Annotated in this window: 5 protein-coding genes; 4 read left to right on the forward strand and 1 reads right to left on the reverse strand. The window is 47.4% G+C overall.

Annotated features, from left to right (window positions below):
• The first annotated feature begins 127 nt into the window (after positions 1-127).
• On the forward strand, positions 128-5,566 hold the full coding sequence (locus AC0YNT_RS12575; RefSeq protein WP_475804866.1) for an endo-1,4-beta-xylanase: 5,439 nt from the start codon (positions 128-130) through the stop codon (positions 5,564-5,566).
• Positions 5,567-5,643: 77 nt separating this feature from the next.
• Here AC0YNT_RS12575 and AC0YNT_RS12580 read toward each other — a convergent pair whose 3' ends face one another.
• Complete coding sequence (locus tag AC0YNT_RS12580; protein ID WP_475804867.1) at positions 5,644-6,342, reverse strand: Dph6-related ATP pyrophosphatase; 699 nt, start codon at positions 6,340-6,342, stop codon at positions 5,644-5,646.
• Between the two features lie 760 nt (positions 6,343-7,102).
• Here AC0YNT_RS12580 and AC0YNT_RS12585 point away from each other — a divergent pair.
• The 3 genes from AC0YNT_RS12585 to AC0YNT_RS12595 all read left to right on the forward strand — a co-directional run bounded on the left by AC0YNT_RS12585 (position 7,103) and on the right by AC0YNT_RS12595 (position 17,570).
• Positions 7,103-8,368, forward strand: coding sequence for a response regulator (locus AC0YNT_RS12585; protein ID WP_475804957.1), 1,266 nt, complete (start codon positions 7,103-7,105; stop codon positions 8,366-8,368).
• Positions 8,369-8,634: 266 nt separating this feature from the next.
• Positions 8,635-12,309, forward strand: a complete 3,675-nt coding sequence (locus AC0YNT_RS12590) for a S8 family serine peptidase (RefSeq protein WP_475804868.1) — start codon at positions 8,635-8,637, stop codon at positions 12,307-12,309.
• Between the two features lie 53 nt (positions 12,310-12,362).
• Positions 12,363-17,570: a S8 family serine peptidase gene (locus tag AC0YNT_RS12595; protein WP_475804869.1), complete on the forward strand. Its 5,208-nt coding sequence runs from the start codon at positions 12,363-12,365 to the stop codon at positions 17,568-17,570.
• The last annotated feature ends 110 nt before the right edge of the window (positions 17,571-17,680 follow it).

Below are 17,680 nucleotides of genomic sequence, written 5' to 3' on the forward strand. Positions count from 1 at the left end.
AATAATTGAGAAGTATATAGTAACATTTTTGGGGAGTTTTGTTAGGAAAATGAGTACAATTACACTTATGAAAGCGCATTCATAGTTTATGCCGTGTAAACAATAGAAAAAGGAGGCTATATCCATTTTGCGAAATTTGAAACGATGTCTTTCTCTGACACTCATTACTGCGATGGTTTCCTCATCCGCCAGCTTTGCAACAATAGCGGTTGCTAGTGAGCCTAACTCCGAGTCGCAGCTTGCTCCAGCTGGGCTGAATTATGATCAATACCCGGCGTTGAAGGACGTGTATAAGGATTACTTCAAGGTTGGTACGGTCGGTTCCTTGGCCGGTCCTAGGTCGGGCCTTATCCGTTACAATTTTAACGCATATACGCCAGAAAATGAGATGAAGCCCCAAAGCGTGCAGAACGTCAAAGACAATTTCACCTTTAACAACTTGGACGAGCTGCTGAACAATGTTAACACCTTGTCCAGCGATATTGCATTGATCGGGCATACGCTCGCGTGGCATTCGCAGACACCCAACTGGATGTGGGACGCGCCTACTTTCGATCGGGATACCGCGCTGGACAATCTCAATACCCATATCGACAGTGTCCTTGGCAAATATGGCGGGGAGCTTTACAGCATTGACGTGGTGAACGAAGCCATTGGCAAGGCGACCCCAAGCGATTGGAAGTCCTCCTTGGATAAAGGGGAAGGCTGGTCTCTAGCTCTCGGCTCGGATTGGGTTGAGCTTGCTTTCCTAGAGGCGGCTAAAGTAATTGACGAGAACGGCTGGGATACGAAGCTGTACTACAATGATTTTGGTCTCGACAGCGAAGCCAAAGCTCAAACCGTATACGCGATGGTCAAGGAAATCAACGAGAAATACGCCGGCACACGTCCGAACGGCAAGCCATTAATTGAAGGCATCGGTATGCAGGAGCATTACAACAGCAGCACGAGGCCCGAGAATGTAGAAGCTTCCATTAAGCTGTTCGCAACCCTGCCGGGCGTAAGCGTGAGCGTCACCGAGCTTGATATGGAATGGCCTAATCTGGGTTCTCTCACATCAGCACAGGCTGTGGCGCAAGCCCAAAAGTACGCACAGTTTTTCCAGATCTACAAAAAGTACGCCGCGGGTCCGGCGAATAACACGGATAACCCGAAGGTTATCGAACGCGTGACGTTCTGGGGCTCAAATGATGGAGACAGCTGGAAGCATGATGGCTTACCGCTGCTCTTCAATGCTCCAAGCGGAACGGACATAACAGCCAAAGAAGCGCTGGTAGCGGTTCTTGATCCCGACACGTATCTTGCGGAGAATCCTATTGTAGATGAGCCTGAGCAGGAGCAAAAAGAGCCTGTCGACGGTGTTCATGTCTATGATACAAGCAAAGGAGACTCTTGGTCCGGCGCAAATATCATCCTGGGTAACAGCGCAAGCGCGTGGCCTTGGTCGACGGCGGGCGAAGATGGTAAAGCAGCCTTCAAACCCGAGAAAGATGCGACGTATCGTATTTCGGTTAATTTAACATCACTTGGAACTAATGCTATACGTATGCGTTGGCTGAAAGATGATACAAACGGCTCCTTCACTTCGGCCGATGCGGCAGCAGTCAACAGTCATCCCTATTCGGCTGACCAGGTCGCCACGGCATTACCTGCCTACTTCAACAGTGGCATGTCGACTGGCAACAGCTACACCTTAGTGAATGAAATCAAGCTCGACGGCTCCCAAACTGCCGATGGCCTGATTGGCAACATTGCTATACGAGGAGGAGCAGGAGGTAATAGCTTCTCTATTAATTGGATCAAAGTAGAGAAGATTGGTGCCGGCGATGCGTCCGATAAATTGCTGGTCAATTGGCCGGATGGTATGCCAAAGGCCGGAACGCAAGGCGTCCATATTTACAATACATCTAACGGAGACAGTTGGTCTGGTGCGAACATCGTTCTAGGCAATAACGCGAGCGCATGGCCATGGTCGACGGCAGGCGAGGATGGCGAAGTAGCCTTCACTCCTGAGAAAGACTCGGCGTATCGGATCTCCGTCAATTACACCTCGATGGGGACAAGTGCTATACGCGTGCGCTGGCTCAAGGATGAATCAAACGGCGGCTACACCTCGGCCGATGCCGCAGCTGTTAACGCTCATCCGTATTCAGCCAGCCAAGTTGCTGCCGCAATACCTGCTTATTTCAACAGCGGTATGGTGAATGCCGGAACCTACACGTTAACTAGTGAAGTTACGATGGACGGCAGCCAGCCAGCTGATGGCCTGATTGGCAACATCGGCATCCGCGGAGGAGCAGGCGGCAACAGTTTCTTGATTAACTGGATCAAAGTAGAGAAGATCGGTGCCGGAGGCTCGGCTGATAAGCTGCTTGTTAATTGGCCGGAAGGAATCGACGATCCAGGCACAGAGCCTGGAGAAACCGAAGAGCCTGCGATCGTAATCCCGCCTGCGGGCCAAACTTATGAAGCATATCCAGCGCTGAAGGATGTCTACAAAGATTACTTCACTATGGGGATTTTTGGCGCAGGCGAGAATAATGCCTTGATCCATAATTTTGCCTCGTTTACACCTGGCAATCAGATGAAGCCCGAGAGCACGCAAAATGTTAAAGGCACTTTTACGTATGACAGCACAGACACTATGTTCAACAACCTTACTAGCCAGAACCAAGACATGTTGTTCTACGGGCATACACTGGCTTGGCATTCACAGACACCTACGTGGATGTGGGACGCGCCGCCAGCAAGATATGGACAGCCAGGTACGTTCGATAAAGGCACCGCCCTAGCCAATCTCAATAATCATATTGAGAATGTACTTGGTTACTACGGCGGACGTCTTACAGGCATCGACGTAGTTAATGAAGCTGTTGGCACAGCGAATCCGAACGACTGGAAAGCCTCGCTTGCTAAAGGAGAGGGCTGGTACATGGCGCTCGGCTGGGAGTGGGTTGAGCTCGCATTCTTGAAAGCGGCCAGCGTGGTGGACAGTCATCCAGATTGGGATGTCAAACTGATCTACAATGACTTTGGTCTTGATTCACCGAGCAAGGCTCGCGTTGTCTATGAGATGGTTAAGGACATTAACGAGCGTTACGCTGGCGTTCGTCCAAACGGCAAGCCATTAATTGAAGTTATCGGTATGCAATCACACTACAACCTGATCACAAGTGCGGTAGATGTCGAGAACTCTATTAAGCTTTTCGCAACGCTCCCGGGTGTCAGTATCAATATTACGGAGATGGATATCGGCAGCCCGCCTGTTGGAGCTCTCACTCCAGAAAATGAGAACAACCAAGCTATGAAGTTCGCTGAGTTGTTCCAGATTTACAAAAAGTATGCGACAGGTTCAGCCAACAAGACGGACAACCCGAAAGTTATCGATCGCGTAAGTATTTGCGGCGTGAGAGATGCAACAACCGGCTGGCGTGCCGGCGAATTTGCACTGCTGTTCACTTCGGATGGACTGGCCAAAGATGCGTTGGTGGCGGTACTAGATCCTGCTGCGTATCTTGGAACACATGAATACATTGAGCCGGAGACCGGTCCGAAGCAAGAGCTGCTTGACGGCGTCCATGTCTATGACGCGGGTAATGGAGACGCTTGGACCGGCGCGAATATTATCCTAGGAAATAACGCGAATGCGTGGCCTTGGTCGACGGCAGGCGAGGATGGAAAAGTAGCCTTTACTCCGGAGAAGGACACGAAATATCGTCTTACCTTCAACTACACCGCGAAAGGTACGACCGCCCTTCGTGTACGTTGGAGCAAAGATGATACAAACGGCGGTTACACCGAGGCTGATGGAGCGGCTGTCAACAGCCATCCGTATTCAGCTAGCGAAGTAGCTGCTGCATTACCTGCGTACTTCAACAGCGGTATGGTGAATATGGGAAGCTATACATTAACATCAGAAATCCAATTGGACGGTTCACAGCATGCCAATGGCCTGATTGGCAACATTGCCATTCGTGGCGGCGGCGGTGGCAATGCCTACACGATTAACTGGATTAAAGTAGAGAAAATGGGTACCGGTGGCGCGGATGATCAGCTTCTGGTTGACTGGCCGAAAAAAGTCGAAGTTCCTGCAGCACCTGCAGCACCAACCAATGTTTCTGCACAAGCGAAGAGCTACAACGAGATTGAGGTCAGCTGGACAGCTGCGGACAACGCAACGGGCTACAACGTCTATCGTTCTGCTTCCGCAGATGGCGATTATAGCAAAGTGAATACACAGCTAATTACCGAAACCAATTTCCTCAATAGCGGCTTGTCGTCGTCGACCACCTACTATTACAAGGTGATGGCTGTCAATGAGGCAGGTGAATCCGAGCTATCCATTGCAGCGCAAGCGACAACGAATAGAAGTGCTAATTCGGGGACTTCTCCATCAACACCTACAGATCAAATTCCTGTGAAGCCTGGTGAAGTGAGGGCAGAAGTTGATGCAAATGGTAATGCCAAAGCTTCAGTCACAGCCGATGATGTGAAAAAGGCGCTATCTGAAGCGCAGGCTGGTACCATGAAGTTACAAGTTCAAGATGTCGAGAATATGAAGCAGGTTACGGTCTCTATACCGGTTGATCAGGTGAAAGCAGCCAAAGAAGCAGGCATTAAACGTATCCAAATTTCATCTGGACTAGCATCTGTACAGCTGCCTGTATCGTTGTTCGAAGGTGCGGCAAGTCATGCAAATGTTGAATTAACCATAGCTAAAGTGGACAACCGTTCACTGTCAGATGAAGTGGGCAAACTCGTAGGTTTGAACACCGTATATGACTTCAATCTGAGTATTAACGGTCTGAAGATCACAGGCTTCGGTCAAAGTCAGCCTGTGAAAGTAGCGGTGCCTTACACACTTAAGCCTGGTGAAAACCCGGGTCAGGTCGTGATCTACTATTTGACGGAAGATGGCAAGCTCGAAGTGATCAAGAATGGCCGTTACAACAAGGATACAGGCATGGTGGAATTTAACGCGAAGCACTTCAGCAAATACGCCGCTATCGCCAATCCTGTAAATTTCAAAGATGCTAAAGCAGTCGCATGGGCGAGTGAAAGTATTGAGGGACTAGCTGTACGGGGAATTATAAGTGGTGTGACGAAAGATTCATTTGCACCAAGCAACTCGGTTACAAGAGCTGAGTTCATCCAAATGTTAATGCTGGCGCTTGACCTGAACCAAGCTAACGCAACAAGTACTTTCTCGGATGTTAAGCAAGGCGCATGGTATTATAACTCGATCGCTTCAGCTCAGCAGCTTGGTATCGTGTCTGGACTGACTGATGGATCGTTTGGCATCAACAACAAGATTACTCGTCAAGAGATGGCTGCTATGGCATATCAAGCGATTATGAAAGCAGGAATTACGCTGGATGAAGAGAATTCGGCAGCTGGCTTCCGCGACGCGCAAGACATTGCAAGCTATGCCCAAGAAGCGGTGACTGTCATGAATCAGGCAGGCATCATCAATGGCATCGGCAACGACAAGTTTGATCCTAAGGGAACGGCAACTCGTGCTCAGGCGGCAGTTATTTTGTATCAATTGTTAATGAAGTCACTATAATTTCGAATCCACACGGATAAAAGGAAAGCACCGTGCAGACTCTGGCCTGCACGGTGCTTTTTCGATTTTAAACCAGCTCAAATGGACTGTTCCAGCAGCTCCAAAGGCAAAAAGGCATAATCCCCGTGCCTCAGAATGTCGCCTTTGCGAACAGGGATAGGACGCTTGAAAAGGGGGCCATCGATGACGGTGGTATGGAACTCGCCGCCTTCTCCACATGGGTCAATATTACGAGCTTGCAGTTCTTTTATGTAGTCGTGAGTTAATGTTCGTCCCAAATCATCTTCCCGCATTCCAAGCGACAAATTGACAGTAACCACAATGGATGTAAATCCGAGATTTATAAACTCCTCGACAGCCTCTAGATGATCCATTTCCCATAACGGCATTCCAAGTTTAAGGCCTGCGATCTGAGTAACCTTGTCATGCCAGCAGTTGTCGATAGGCATATCCAAGTCTCCAGTGACTAACACTTCAGCACCTTGACGCTTAGCTTGTTCTAATAGAGTTATAAATTTATTCTCATAGTCATCCCAGCTTGCAGCAGTTGTATAAACAGGTAAGCCAATCGATTCAGCTTGAGCGCGGATAAGCTCCGGAGGCATGCCATGCGATCTGGAACGCTTCCCTTCTTCCTCCATCATGACGATAAGTCCGATTGGTTCTCCAATCTTCATTGATTTATACAATGCCAGGACGCTATCTTTTCCCCCGCTAAATGAAGCTATAAATTTATGCCCGTGAGCACCATTCTTCCAGTTCACCATTTCTTTCATTCCTATCGTTCTCCTTTATTAATATGCTTTGTGAATTGTAACATACAGGGACACCCTTTTTTTGTGCCAATAACCCCAGCCCAGTCGAAAGCTACCCGTATGGACATAAGCAGAAACGAAATGGCAAAGCGGAAGGCCAGCGTGTCGAGCGGGCTGGCCAAATCGAGGGTCGTGGGGCAACGTTCTTCCTAGCTTCAGATCACGATGGATTTCCGCTAATGATTTTGGTAGAACTCAGCGAAGTTCAAGTTTTGAATTATCCCAGCTACATTCTTAACGCGACTAATGTATGGGAGATGTATAGGGATTTGGAGCTGAGCGGGACAGGGCTACCTACTATATAAAGGGTTTTTTTATATCCAAATATTTAATTAGACATGAAAACTCGGAAAATATTAAATGAAGTACAATGATTCGACAACATTCGCTGAATAATACTAGTATATTTTATCTATTGAACAAAGAGTAGTCGAATGAAAGCGAGAAAGTTTGTTCCAAATTGCACAATCGTTACCGTCCACGCAGATTTTCGGACTCTATTTTCTGATTATTCTGGAAAATCACATTGCTTTAAAATTCATTTCACCCAGATTAGAACGAGCGGAAATATCGGGGGTTTTCTCCGCAATTTTCCTTCCTACATAAACAAAGTGAGATTATTATCAGATAATCAATATGTACCGCTTCAGTCTTGTGATCAGTTCTGCAACAACATAAACGGAGAATTTTTTTATTCTAAGGGGTGAAGCGAGTGCTGAAAATGATGATTGTCGATGATGAACCAAGGACGCTGGATGGAATCCGAAGATGTTTGCAATGGAACGAATTAAATATTCGCATAGTGGCGCAAGCAAGTAACGGCAGGGATGCGATCAATCTAGCCGGACAGTTGAATCCGGATATTGTGCTTACCGATATTCGCATGCCGATCATTGACGGCATCGCACTCTCCAAGATGTTAAAAAAGAATGTCCCGCAGACAAAGGTTATTTTTATAACCGGTTATATGGATTCCGTATATATGAAATCAGCCTTTAAAGTAGGGATCGTCGATTACATTTTAAAGCCCATCGATATTCAAGAGCTCGAGCATACTATCCGAAAAACTGCGGAAATATGCCTTTTGGAGAAAATGGAAGAGCAGCGGTTGGCGGAGCTGGAGTCAAGGCTTCGCGAAAGCTTGCCGTTGATGCAGAAGGAATTTCTGGAAATGCTTGTACTTGGGGAAATCGGAGTTCAGGAGGACATTTTAGAACGCCTAGAATCTCTCGAGCTGGATATTCCCCAGATTGGAAGCTATTTGGCGGTATCAATTTATTTGGATGATAATATCTCGCTTAAGAAGCAATTTTCCGCCCTGGATATCCAACGGCTATCCAAGCGGTTACTCCGCGAGATAAAAGCTGGGTTGGACGGATCAGGCAGCATCGTATTCGAGTTGTATGAATGCCAATTTGTCGTTTTGCTTTACGAGTCCGAACCTGACAAGATCCGGGAAGAACATTTAACGGAGAAATTTAAAGCGCTGGCCATTGACATCCAAAGCGTCTTTCATGAAACTATGAGACAAAGCGTGACTATCGGGATCGGCCATCGGGTCGATCGTTTGGAAGATTTGAAGGATTCCTACTATACGGCATTGCATGAGGTGAATCAAAAGCTGTCCTTGTATGAGGATGACAGCTCATTATACGCCGTAAGGCAGGGTTCGAATTCTTACAAAGTGGTTGAGCGCTTAAAGTCGATCATGCATGAGAGATTCGCGGAAAATCTGTCTATCGAACTCTTGGCCAATGAAGTTTTTGTATCACCTCCCCATATTTGCTTGCTGTTCAAAAAAGTAACCGGGGAAACGATTAATGGTCATTTAACCCGTATCCGAATCGAAGAAGCAAAGCGATTGCTTACGCAAGGAACGAAGAAGCTTTTCGAAGTTTGTCTGGAAGTAGGGTACACCGACCCCAAATATTTCAGCAAGCTGTTCAAAAAGCATACTGGAATGAATCCGTCCGACTTTAAGCGGTAGGGGTTTACAAAATTCGATTGTTTTTCAAAAACAGGAAGCACCGCACAGGCGGTGCTTTTCTTTTTTTGGAAAATAATCTGAAAGTTCAGACGATTAGACACCTTCACAATACGTTTACCTACCCCATCCGAATAGGGGAATCTCTACAATAAGGATATAAAATTCGAGCTTATTCTCGGAAATTAGCCGATCAAGAGCTGTCCTTCATCGTCGAAGATGATCGAAGGACAGCTCAACCTGGTTAGGAAGCAGGAGGAGAGAAAAATTTGAAGAGAAAAAGAATGAAACAAGCTTTAATGGTCACCTTCTCGGCCGCAATGTTGTTTAGCTTAATTATGAAACAGGCTGCCCATGCAGAGTCTTACGAGCTGACATCGGGCCACTTCCTTTCACCCGCAACTGATACGGCAGGTGTAGGCTCTGGTCGAATTATTGTGAAATATAAAGAAGGCGCGGATCGACAACAATTGTATGCGAAATACGCTTTAACGGCGATGGAGCAGTCGAAAGCATCCAATTCCAGTTTGGACGTATTGAAAGTTTCTCCTGGTTCGGATGTTGCGAAAGTGATCGATTCGTTGGAGAAAGATCCGAATGTGCTCTACGCGGAGCCGGATTTCCAAATTCAGAGAACGAGCTCGGCGGGGGATCTCCAGGGTACACAGGTGACGAAGAGTCAAGGTAACTCTGTCGTGCCAACTGCGTCTGCTGAGGAATTTGTATCTTCCAACCTTCCTAATGATCCGCATTTCTATGAACAATGGGGCCTCAATAACATCGGGCAATATTTGCCTAACCTTCAACCGTCAATGGCGCAATGGGATATCGATATTAACGCTCCTGAAGCATGGGAAGTAACGCAGGGTGCCAGCGATGCGATTGTTGCCGTTATTGATACGGGCGTTGATATCAATCACCCTGACCTGCAAGACAGCATTTGGACAAACAAAGGCGAAGTAGCTGGCAATGGGAAGGATGATGACGGCAACGGCTTTGTCGATGACGTTCACGGGTGGAATTTCTTTGATCGAAATAATTCGCTTTACAACGTATTTGATGATGATCTTCTGGGTACGCAAATGGCCGGTGTGATTGCCGCTACTGCAAATAACGGAATTGGGATTGCCGGTGTCGCGCCCAATGCTAAGATCATGCCACTCAAAGTTATAGGGGCCAATGGGGCAGGTTACTTATCCGATGTCATATGGGCCATTGAATACGCCGAACGTATGGGAGCGAAAGTTGTTAACATTAGTTGGTCTCTAACGGAATACAGCCAGGCGTTAAAGGATGCCATCGATGGCTCTTCCATGCTGTTTGTTGCGATTGGCGGTGTGGACTATTTGAACAGCAAGGATGTGGTTCCCGAATATCCGGCTGCCTATGACAGTGACAATGTTCTCTCCGTAACGGGTCTAGATCCTCATGGCGACCCTATCAATGGTTATTCTGTCCGGGGGAAGAACGTAGATCTATCAGCGCCAAACAAAAATATATGGACTACCATTCCAAGTAGAAACCCCGGGCTCGGAGCACAAATCGCGGATGGAAAATATAAAGCTCTCTATAATGGGATCGGCTTTGAGAATATAACATTGTCGGAAGAATCTCGGCAAGCCGCCTTCGATCGGGCGATGCAGTACTTTGGTAAGCAGAACCCCTCAATTCTTCTTGTGCAGGATGATGAATGGCAAGCGATTGATGCAGGAGCCAATTATTTGCCACTCTATCAATCTTTGCTTGACGCTTCTGGCTATCAATATGACACCTTGACCGTTACTTATGGTGACGATGGCCCCTCTCTAGAAAAGTTGAAACCGTATGATCTTGTTGTTTGGTTTACAGGGAGCGGAGTAGGTTTTGAATGGCGGGATTTTAGTATTGATACTTACACGACTCCGCTGAAGGAAGCGGACCAAGCGAACTTAAGTGCCTATTTGCATGGCGGAGGGAATTTACTGCTAACAGGTTCATCTCCGCTGCTAGGCAATGAGTTTTCTTCCTTTGTGAATGACGTTCTGCATTTGGATGTCGTAAGGATGAACTCGTGGAGGCCAGGTGAACTTTGGGAACACGCGGAGGGAGCGCCTGGCACGTTGAATGAGAGGCTGTCATTCGACATGTATTCGTTGGGGTCTTACGAAGACGTGATATCAAACGATCCTTCCATAACGACAGTCAATTTGAATGCGGAGCTTGAGGATTATAGCTATATTTTGGGTGGCTTTGAATATCCCGCAGCTTTCGCTTCGGGGGTTGCAGCATTAATTTACAGCCAATATCCCTCAGAGGCCGCTTCCATTGTCAAGGATAGAATGATACTTAACGGCAAGTCGTTTTATCCTGACATAGATGTCACAGCCAGCAATAAAATGGTGGATGCGTACAAAGCGCTGACCGATAATGACCTTCCGGGCCAACCTTATATCGGAACGAGTTATACCGATACGCTTGCTGCAGAGTCGGATGCGCATGATGTGTACTATATCAACCTGCATAAAGGCGATAAATTGGACATTACTCTGGCAGGCGATTCGGGAACGGATTTTGACTTGCATCTGTTTGATCCAACGGCCCAATCTTTATACGACACCCACAAAGTGGCAGCCAGCTCTGCAATTAGGGGAAGCTCCACTGAATTGATCTCATATGTGGCGACGGTGACAGGGACGTATTTTATTGACATAGCTGCTTTCAGCGGCGCAGGCGGATACACCATCAGCGCGCAGCGGACCCCTGTTCATGAGACGGGAACCTACGAGGACAGCGATGCGACTCTTACCTTTACCGGTCCTTGGTCGAACAAAACGGAAGCCAAGCATTCGGGAGGCACAGCGAAGCAGTTGGACGCAGCAGGCAACGTTGAATTCACGTTTACAGGCGGCCAAATTGAATGGATCGGCTATAAAAATGAAGAGCAAGGAATTGCAGATGTTTATATCGATGGAGTGAAAGTGAAATCGGTATCGCTGTTCAGCGAATCTTCGCAAACGCAGCAAATCCTCTACAGCGAGTCATTGCCTTATGGAGGACATACGATCTCCCTCAAATGGACGGGAAAATCGGATCCGGCAGCAAAGAAATCGACGAATTCAATTAATATCGATGCGTTTCGCGTAGTGACTGAAACCGATGCGTATACGGTGAAAACAGAAGAACTAGATCCATCGTTCGCGTATTACGGGAAGTGGAACGCTTTGGATAACGTGAACTATTCAGGGGGCAGGATCAAAACGACAAGCAGTAAAGGATCCTTCGTCGATATTCCGTTTACGGGATCGAAGGTAGTGCTGCTGGCTTCTACCATGCCTACGGGCGGGAAAGCGAAAATAATGATAGATAATAAACCGGAAACAGCAAAAATAGTAGATTTCTATAGCTTAGCTTCTCGCTATCAGGTTGCTGTGTTTGATTCAGGTGACCTGGAATACGGAAGTCATTCGCTCAGAGTGATCAACATTGGCGAACATCAGACGAGCTCCACTGGGTTAGCGATTGATATCGACGCGATTATGGTAACGAAGTCTTCATCCGTGAATGAAATAACAAAACGGTTTGAAGAAAGCAATCCATACGTCAACCTGCATGGCGCTTGGACTTTCACGATGAATAGCCAATATTCGGATAGAAGTGCCGCCTATACCAACCTTGCAGGAAACTATGCGGAGCTTTATTTCGACGGAACGAAGGTGAAAGTGATGGCAACTGCTGGGCCTAATAGAGGGAAAATTGATGTTTATATTGATGGGAACCTAGTAACGGGCGAGCCAATTGATCTGTATAGAGAAACCTATCAATTTCAAGTTCCTATCTTTGAATCTGCAGATTTGTCCGTCGGAAGTCATACCATCAAAGTCGTGAATGCAGGGGAGAAGAGTGAGCAATCCTCCGGAAATTATGTATCTATCGATGCCTTCCTTGTAACTAGTGTTCTGAAATAAATGGTAGAGAGAATTGCGGACATCATTATCCTTTTGGAAATGGGGAATACAACTTGAACAAATTATATGTGAAGAAGATAGTCTCATTCTCAGCGGCCTTGCTTCTGGCGTTTCAAGGTTCGTCTTACAGCTCGGCTGCGGCTACTGTCAGTTCAATTCAACAAGATGCAATAGTCCAGTCTATTCAGGAGAGGATCTCTGGAGCGACAAAAGGCACGGACTCCGAAGTAACAACAGACGTATATGTCTCTCCTGAGATCGATACCGATTCGTCTGACAAGGTAAAGGTAATCGTTCAGTTGAGCGGTTCTCCTGTATCGGTAGGGAAATACAACCTCCACCTGCAAAAGAAATCTTTAACTGCACAAACGATCCAGTCGCTGGAAAAGGCTGTTAGCACGGAGCAATCAGTCTTCTTAAGCAAAGCTAGCTCTGAGGGTGTAAGCCTGAAGGTGAATCGTAAGTATAACACGGTCATGAATGGCTTCGAAGTGACGGTTCCCGCTAATCAAATTGCGGAATTGGCGAAGATGCCTGGAGTGAAGGGTATCTATGAGAACAAGATGTATTATCCGCTTGAGACCGCTGTCGCTGATGCGCCAGAAACGACGGATAGTGGAGATGAACTCTTTGATATCAACCCGCTGGAACAGCTTGGCGTTCCTGAGGCATGGGCGCAAGGCTTAACCGGCGAGGGAATGAAAGTCGGGGTTCTCGATACAGGGGTGGATTATCTTCACCCGGATTTAAAGGATGCTTATGCTGGAGGCTATGACGTCTTCCATGATGACGCAGACCCTTACGAAGATTTGCCCAGTGAGTCTGAACATTATGAAGGCTCCTACCACGGAACGCATGTATCGGGTACGATTGTCGGAAGAGCCGTGAACGACACTGAAATTCCTGTCCAGAAAGGGATCGCATACGAAGCAGAGTTGTATTCGTATAAGGTTTTGGGAAAAACACAGCAGGTTGACGGCTCATGGCAAGACAGCGGCACCTCTGCAATAATCATTGCCGGTATTGAGCGAGCCGTTAAAGATGGAATGGATGTTATCAATATGTCACTGGGATCGGATATGGATAAAGATCCCTATACGGCTGAATCGATTGCGGTGAATAATGCGACGCTTGCTGGAGTTGTAGTAGTTGTGGCTAATGGAAATGCGGGGGATTCCGGGCCGTATTATTATTCGATGGGGTCGCCTGCTAGTGCGCCTTTCGCCTTTTCTGTAGCGGCTTCAATCAGCAAGTATAGCAAATACGAAACTGCCTTCACAAGCAGTTTTAAATCACAGACCATGGTCCCTGTGACTACAACAATCGAAGACGATGATCCGTCGATTGCGTGGGGGTCTAACTGGAGTCAGGTGGACGATCCTGGGTATACTGACGGTCATGCCCATGCTGCCAGCAGCGGAGGACCGCCAGTAACATTCTCATTTGAGGGAACAGGCGTGAAGTTGCTGGCCTCCAAAACGCCGAGCAGCGGACAATTGATGGTTCTAGTGGATAATGGTGAGAGTTATGTCGCTCCTTCAATAGATTTATATAGCGAAACACAAGAGAATCAGGTAACTGTGTTGGAAGTGACCAACTTGAAGGATGGTCCACACACGCTTTCGATTATGAAAACAGGGCAAAACCCCAGTTCGACGGGCACCGACTCAATCATTGATCAGATTCAGGTGACAAGCCTCGTGCCTGCGTCTTCAACCGAACCGGAAACTGAACCGGAAACCGAGCCGGCGACTACTACGATCGAAGATGATGATCCGTCGATTGCGTGGGGGTTTAACTGGAGTCAGTTAGATGATCCCCAATACACCGCCGGTCATGCCCATGTTGCTAGCAGCGGGGGACCGACAGTTACTTACTCATTTGAGGGAACAGGCGTGAAGTTGCTGGCTTCCAAAACGCCGAGCAGCGGACAATTGATGGTTCTAGTAGATAATGGTGAGAGTTATATCGCTCCTTCAATAGATTTATATAGTGAAACGCAAGTGAATCAGGTAACGGTGTTGGAAGTGGCCAACTTGACGAATGGTCCACACACGCTTTCGATCATGAAAACAGGGCAAAACCCCGATTCGACGGGTACTGACTCGATCATTGATCAGATTCAAGTGACAGGTCCCGTGGCAGATACGATAGAACCGGTAGACAAGAGAGATACGGCAGAACCAGTAGACACGAAAGATACGGAAGAATCGATAGTCAACGTAGACTCGGCAGAGGAGTTTGACGAATATTCGATTGATTTGGTTTCTTGGAAGAATGGTGAAACAAACTTCGAAGAGATGTTTGGTGAAGCTCCGGTCGAGGCTGTATACGTGGGGCTGGGCGATGAGTCTGATTATAATAATGTCGATGTTGAAGGTAAAATCGCCCTTGTTTCACGCGGATATATTAATTTAGTTAGTAAAATTGATAATGCCAAAGAGCATGGAGCGAAAGCCATCATTATGTTTAACGGCATCAATAAGGCCGTTGACGGTGTGGATGTCCCTGATCTATCTGAATCCATTGACGGGAGAGACGGTCCGATAGGCGATGTGCTTGCAGTAGGATCAACTCCTAATGGCTTGCCAACATTCGATATGGCAGGTTTGGAAGGACGAGCTCTCGCAAGACAAATACTGGCTCATTCAGGGGAACCTCTATACTTTACATTCAATGAGTCTTTTAATGAAGTGATTGACAACGGAGATCATATTGCTTCGTTTAGCTCCCGAGGACCGGTGTCGGATGAGAACTACACCATTAAGCCGGATATCAGCGCACCGGGTGTCAATATTTATTCGACTTGGCCTGTCTATGGGAATACCAATCCGGATGCCAATTACGATGAGGCCTACAATCGAATTAGCGGAACGAGTATGGCTGCTCCGCATATTGCCGGTCTTGCAGTGCTCTTGAAGCAATTGCATCCGGATTGGACGCCATTCGATATTCGCGCAGCATTGGCTAATACGTCAGATTTGTTGAGTGATAAGGAAGACACATTGTACGATGTCTATTCACAAGGCGCGGGACGTGCGGACTTGGCGAATGCCATCAAGACGCCGGCGTTGCTGAAGGCGATGGATGACACGACGATTTACGATGAGAAAATGAACCTGAAGACAATGGCAAGCCAAGCGGTCAGCCTCAGCTTCGGGAACTTGGAGGCAGGAGTGGATGCCATCTCCAAACCATTACGATTGGAAAATAAATCGTCCGATTCTGTAACCTATACGGCCAAAGTGGAGATGCATTCGTTAGTAACGTCAGATCCGAACGATCCGATTATTACGCCTGATACGAGTAATGTTGAAGTTGCGCTGGGGAATGTGGATGAGACGGGGCAAATTACCGCAGCCGCAAAAGGCGCGTACGACTTTACATTGTCTGCAAAGGCTATAGCAAACGCAACTCACGGCGTGTATGAGGGAGAGGTTATTCTAGAAAGCGAGGAGTTCCCGGCGCTGCATCTGCCATTTGTCATTCATATAGGCGATGATGTGGACGACAACGACTTTCCAATTAAGAATGTTCAATTGTCGGACCTGAAGCTTTCTCCTCTATACAATCCAGTCGATCTATCCTTCACATTAAATGTGGAAAATATTAATTACATCGTAGTATATGTAACGAATTCGGATGGATATATACTTGGAACGATTGGAACGATGTATGCGGAGGATTTAAGTTATCTTCCTGTTGGTAACATTTTGTTTGAACAGATCGATGGAACTTATCTCACATCCAATAGTGTACCGGACCTTGATGGAAATCCGGATACAGAGATATTGCAAGATGGGAAGTATTCTCTTCTTATTGCCGGGCTGCATCTGGATGAGAATGGGAGGGAAGTGGCGAAGGATACTCAGGTTGTTTTCGAAAACTTAGTAGTCGATCATTCCTACAACTCTGGCAAGCCGGTCGATCCGGTCGATCCGGTTGACCCTGTCGATCCAGTTGACCCTGGCAACCCAGGCGGAGGCGGAGGCGGCTCCGGCGAAGTAATACTTGATATACCTGCAACTGAAACAACCAACAATCAAGAAGTGCTGGCATCTGTTGTCAAAAAAGGACAGTCAGAGGTATCTATTAAAGGCAAATCTGAAGTAGAGGGCAGTAAACTGGCGGTATCGGTGCAAGGCGACGAGTGGAAGAAAGCGATGGATACGGCGAAGCAATCAAAGTCTGCGCTCATCATCGATGTGTCTTCCGAAACCAAGGAAGCTCAGTTGACGCTTACCAAAGAGCAATTGGCGGAGCTGAAGGGTATGCCGGACGACAGCTCAATTATTTTCTCGTGGAATAATGCGACCGTATCATTGCCGCTATCGGCATTGAAGCAAGTGCCGGCAGGAAGCGATCTTGTCGTGACGATTAAGGAAGCAGTGGACAGCAAGCCGGCATTTACGGAGGAGCATGCGGATGCCACTCTGCTGGGATCTCCATATGAAGTCACAGTGGAAATCAAGGCAAACGGCCAATCAAAGCCGTTCGAGGTATCTCCTGATCAGGCTGTACAATTCGCATTCCTGCTGAATAACGGAGTAGATGCGAATTCGGTCGGTGTACTGTATACAGAAGGAGCTAAAGCGTATCCGGCTCCGGCGAAATTTACAGCGACCAAGGACGGCAATACGGTTGTTACGGTTACGCGTTCCGGATTCGGAACCTATGTTGCAGCGAATAGGGATGTTACGTTTAGCGATATTGACACTTCTTGGGCGAAAACCCAGATTCAATTACTTGCGAACAAATTCATCCTGAATGGAACGACAGAGTCCACGTTCTCGCCGAAAAGCAACGTGACCCGCGCGCAATTTGCAACCATGTTGGTAAATGCATTGGGCTTGTCCAAGCAAGCTACGAATGCCCCATTCGGCGATGTGAGCAAAGGCGATTGGTTTGAGGAAAATGTAGCAACAGCGTATGCAGCAGGACTTATTACAGGATCGAATGGCGAGTTCAGGCCTAATGACGAAATCAGCCGCCAAGAGCTGGCAGTGATGCTCGTCAGAGCACTTGAACTCCGTAATAATCTAGGAGCGGCAGACAACGCAGCTGGCAAGTTGTATGGGGATGCCGAGCAAATCGGAGGCTTCGCGCAATCAAGCATTGAAGCCGTAACGAAGGCGGGATTAATGAACGGTTCTGAAGTAAACGGCGAGTTCTATTTCCGCCCTAACGATTCGACGACTCGGGCAGAAGCAGCCAAGGTTCTGCTGGAATTGCTTGCCTCAGCCAATCTGATTAATAAGTAACATGCTTGATTGAGTAGCCTAAGGTCGGTATGGAGCTGAGACCACAAGCACGAGCGGATACCGACCTTAGGCAGCTTACAAGCTTCCATTTTAGGTTACAGAAGGAGCGA

It is taken from the genome of Paenibacillus sp. J22R56 (assembly GCF_056269375.1).

What these genes read in the sequence shown, in the direction of transcription:
- AC0YNT_RS12580 (WP_475804867.1), bottom strand. Translation starts at nt 6,342, where the DNA reads ATGAAAGAAATGGTGAACTGGAAGAATGGTGCTCACGGGCATAAATTT.
- AC0YNT_RS12585 (WP_475804957.1), top strand. Translation starts at nt 7,103, where the DNA reads ATGATGATTGTCGATGATGAACCAAGGACGCTGGATGGAATCCGAAGA.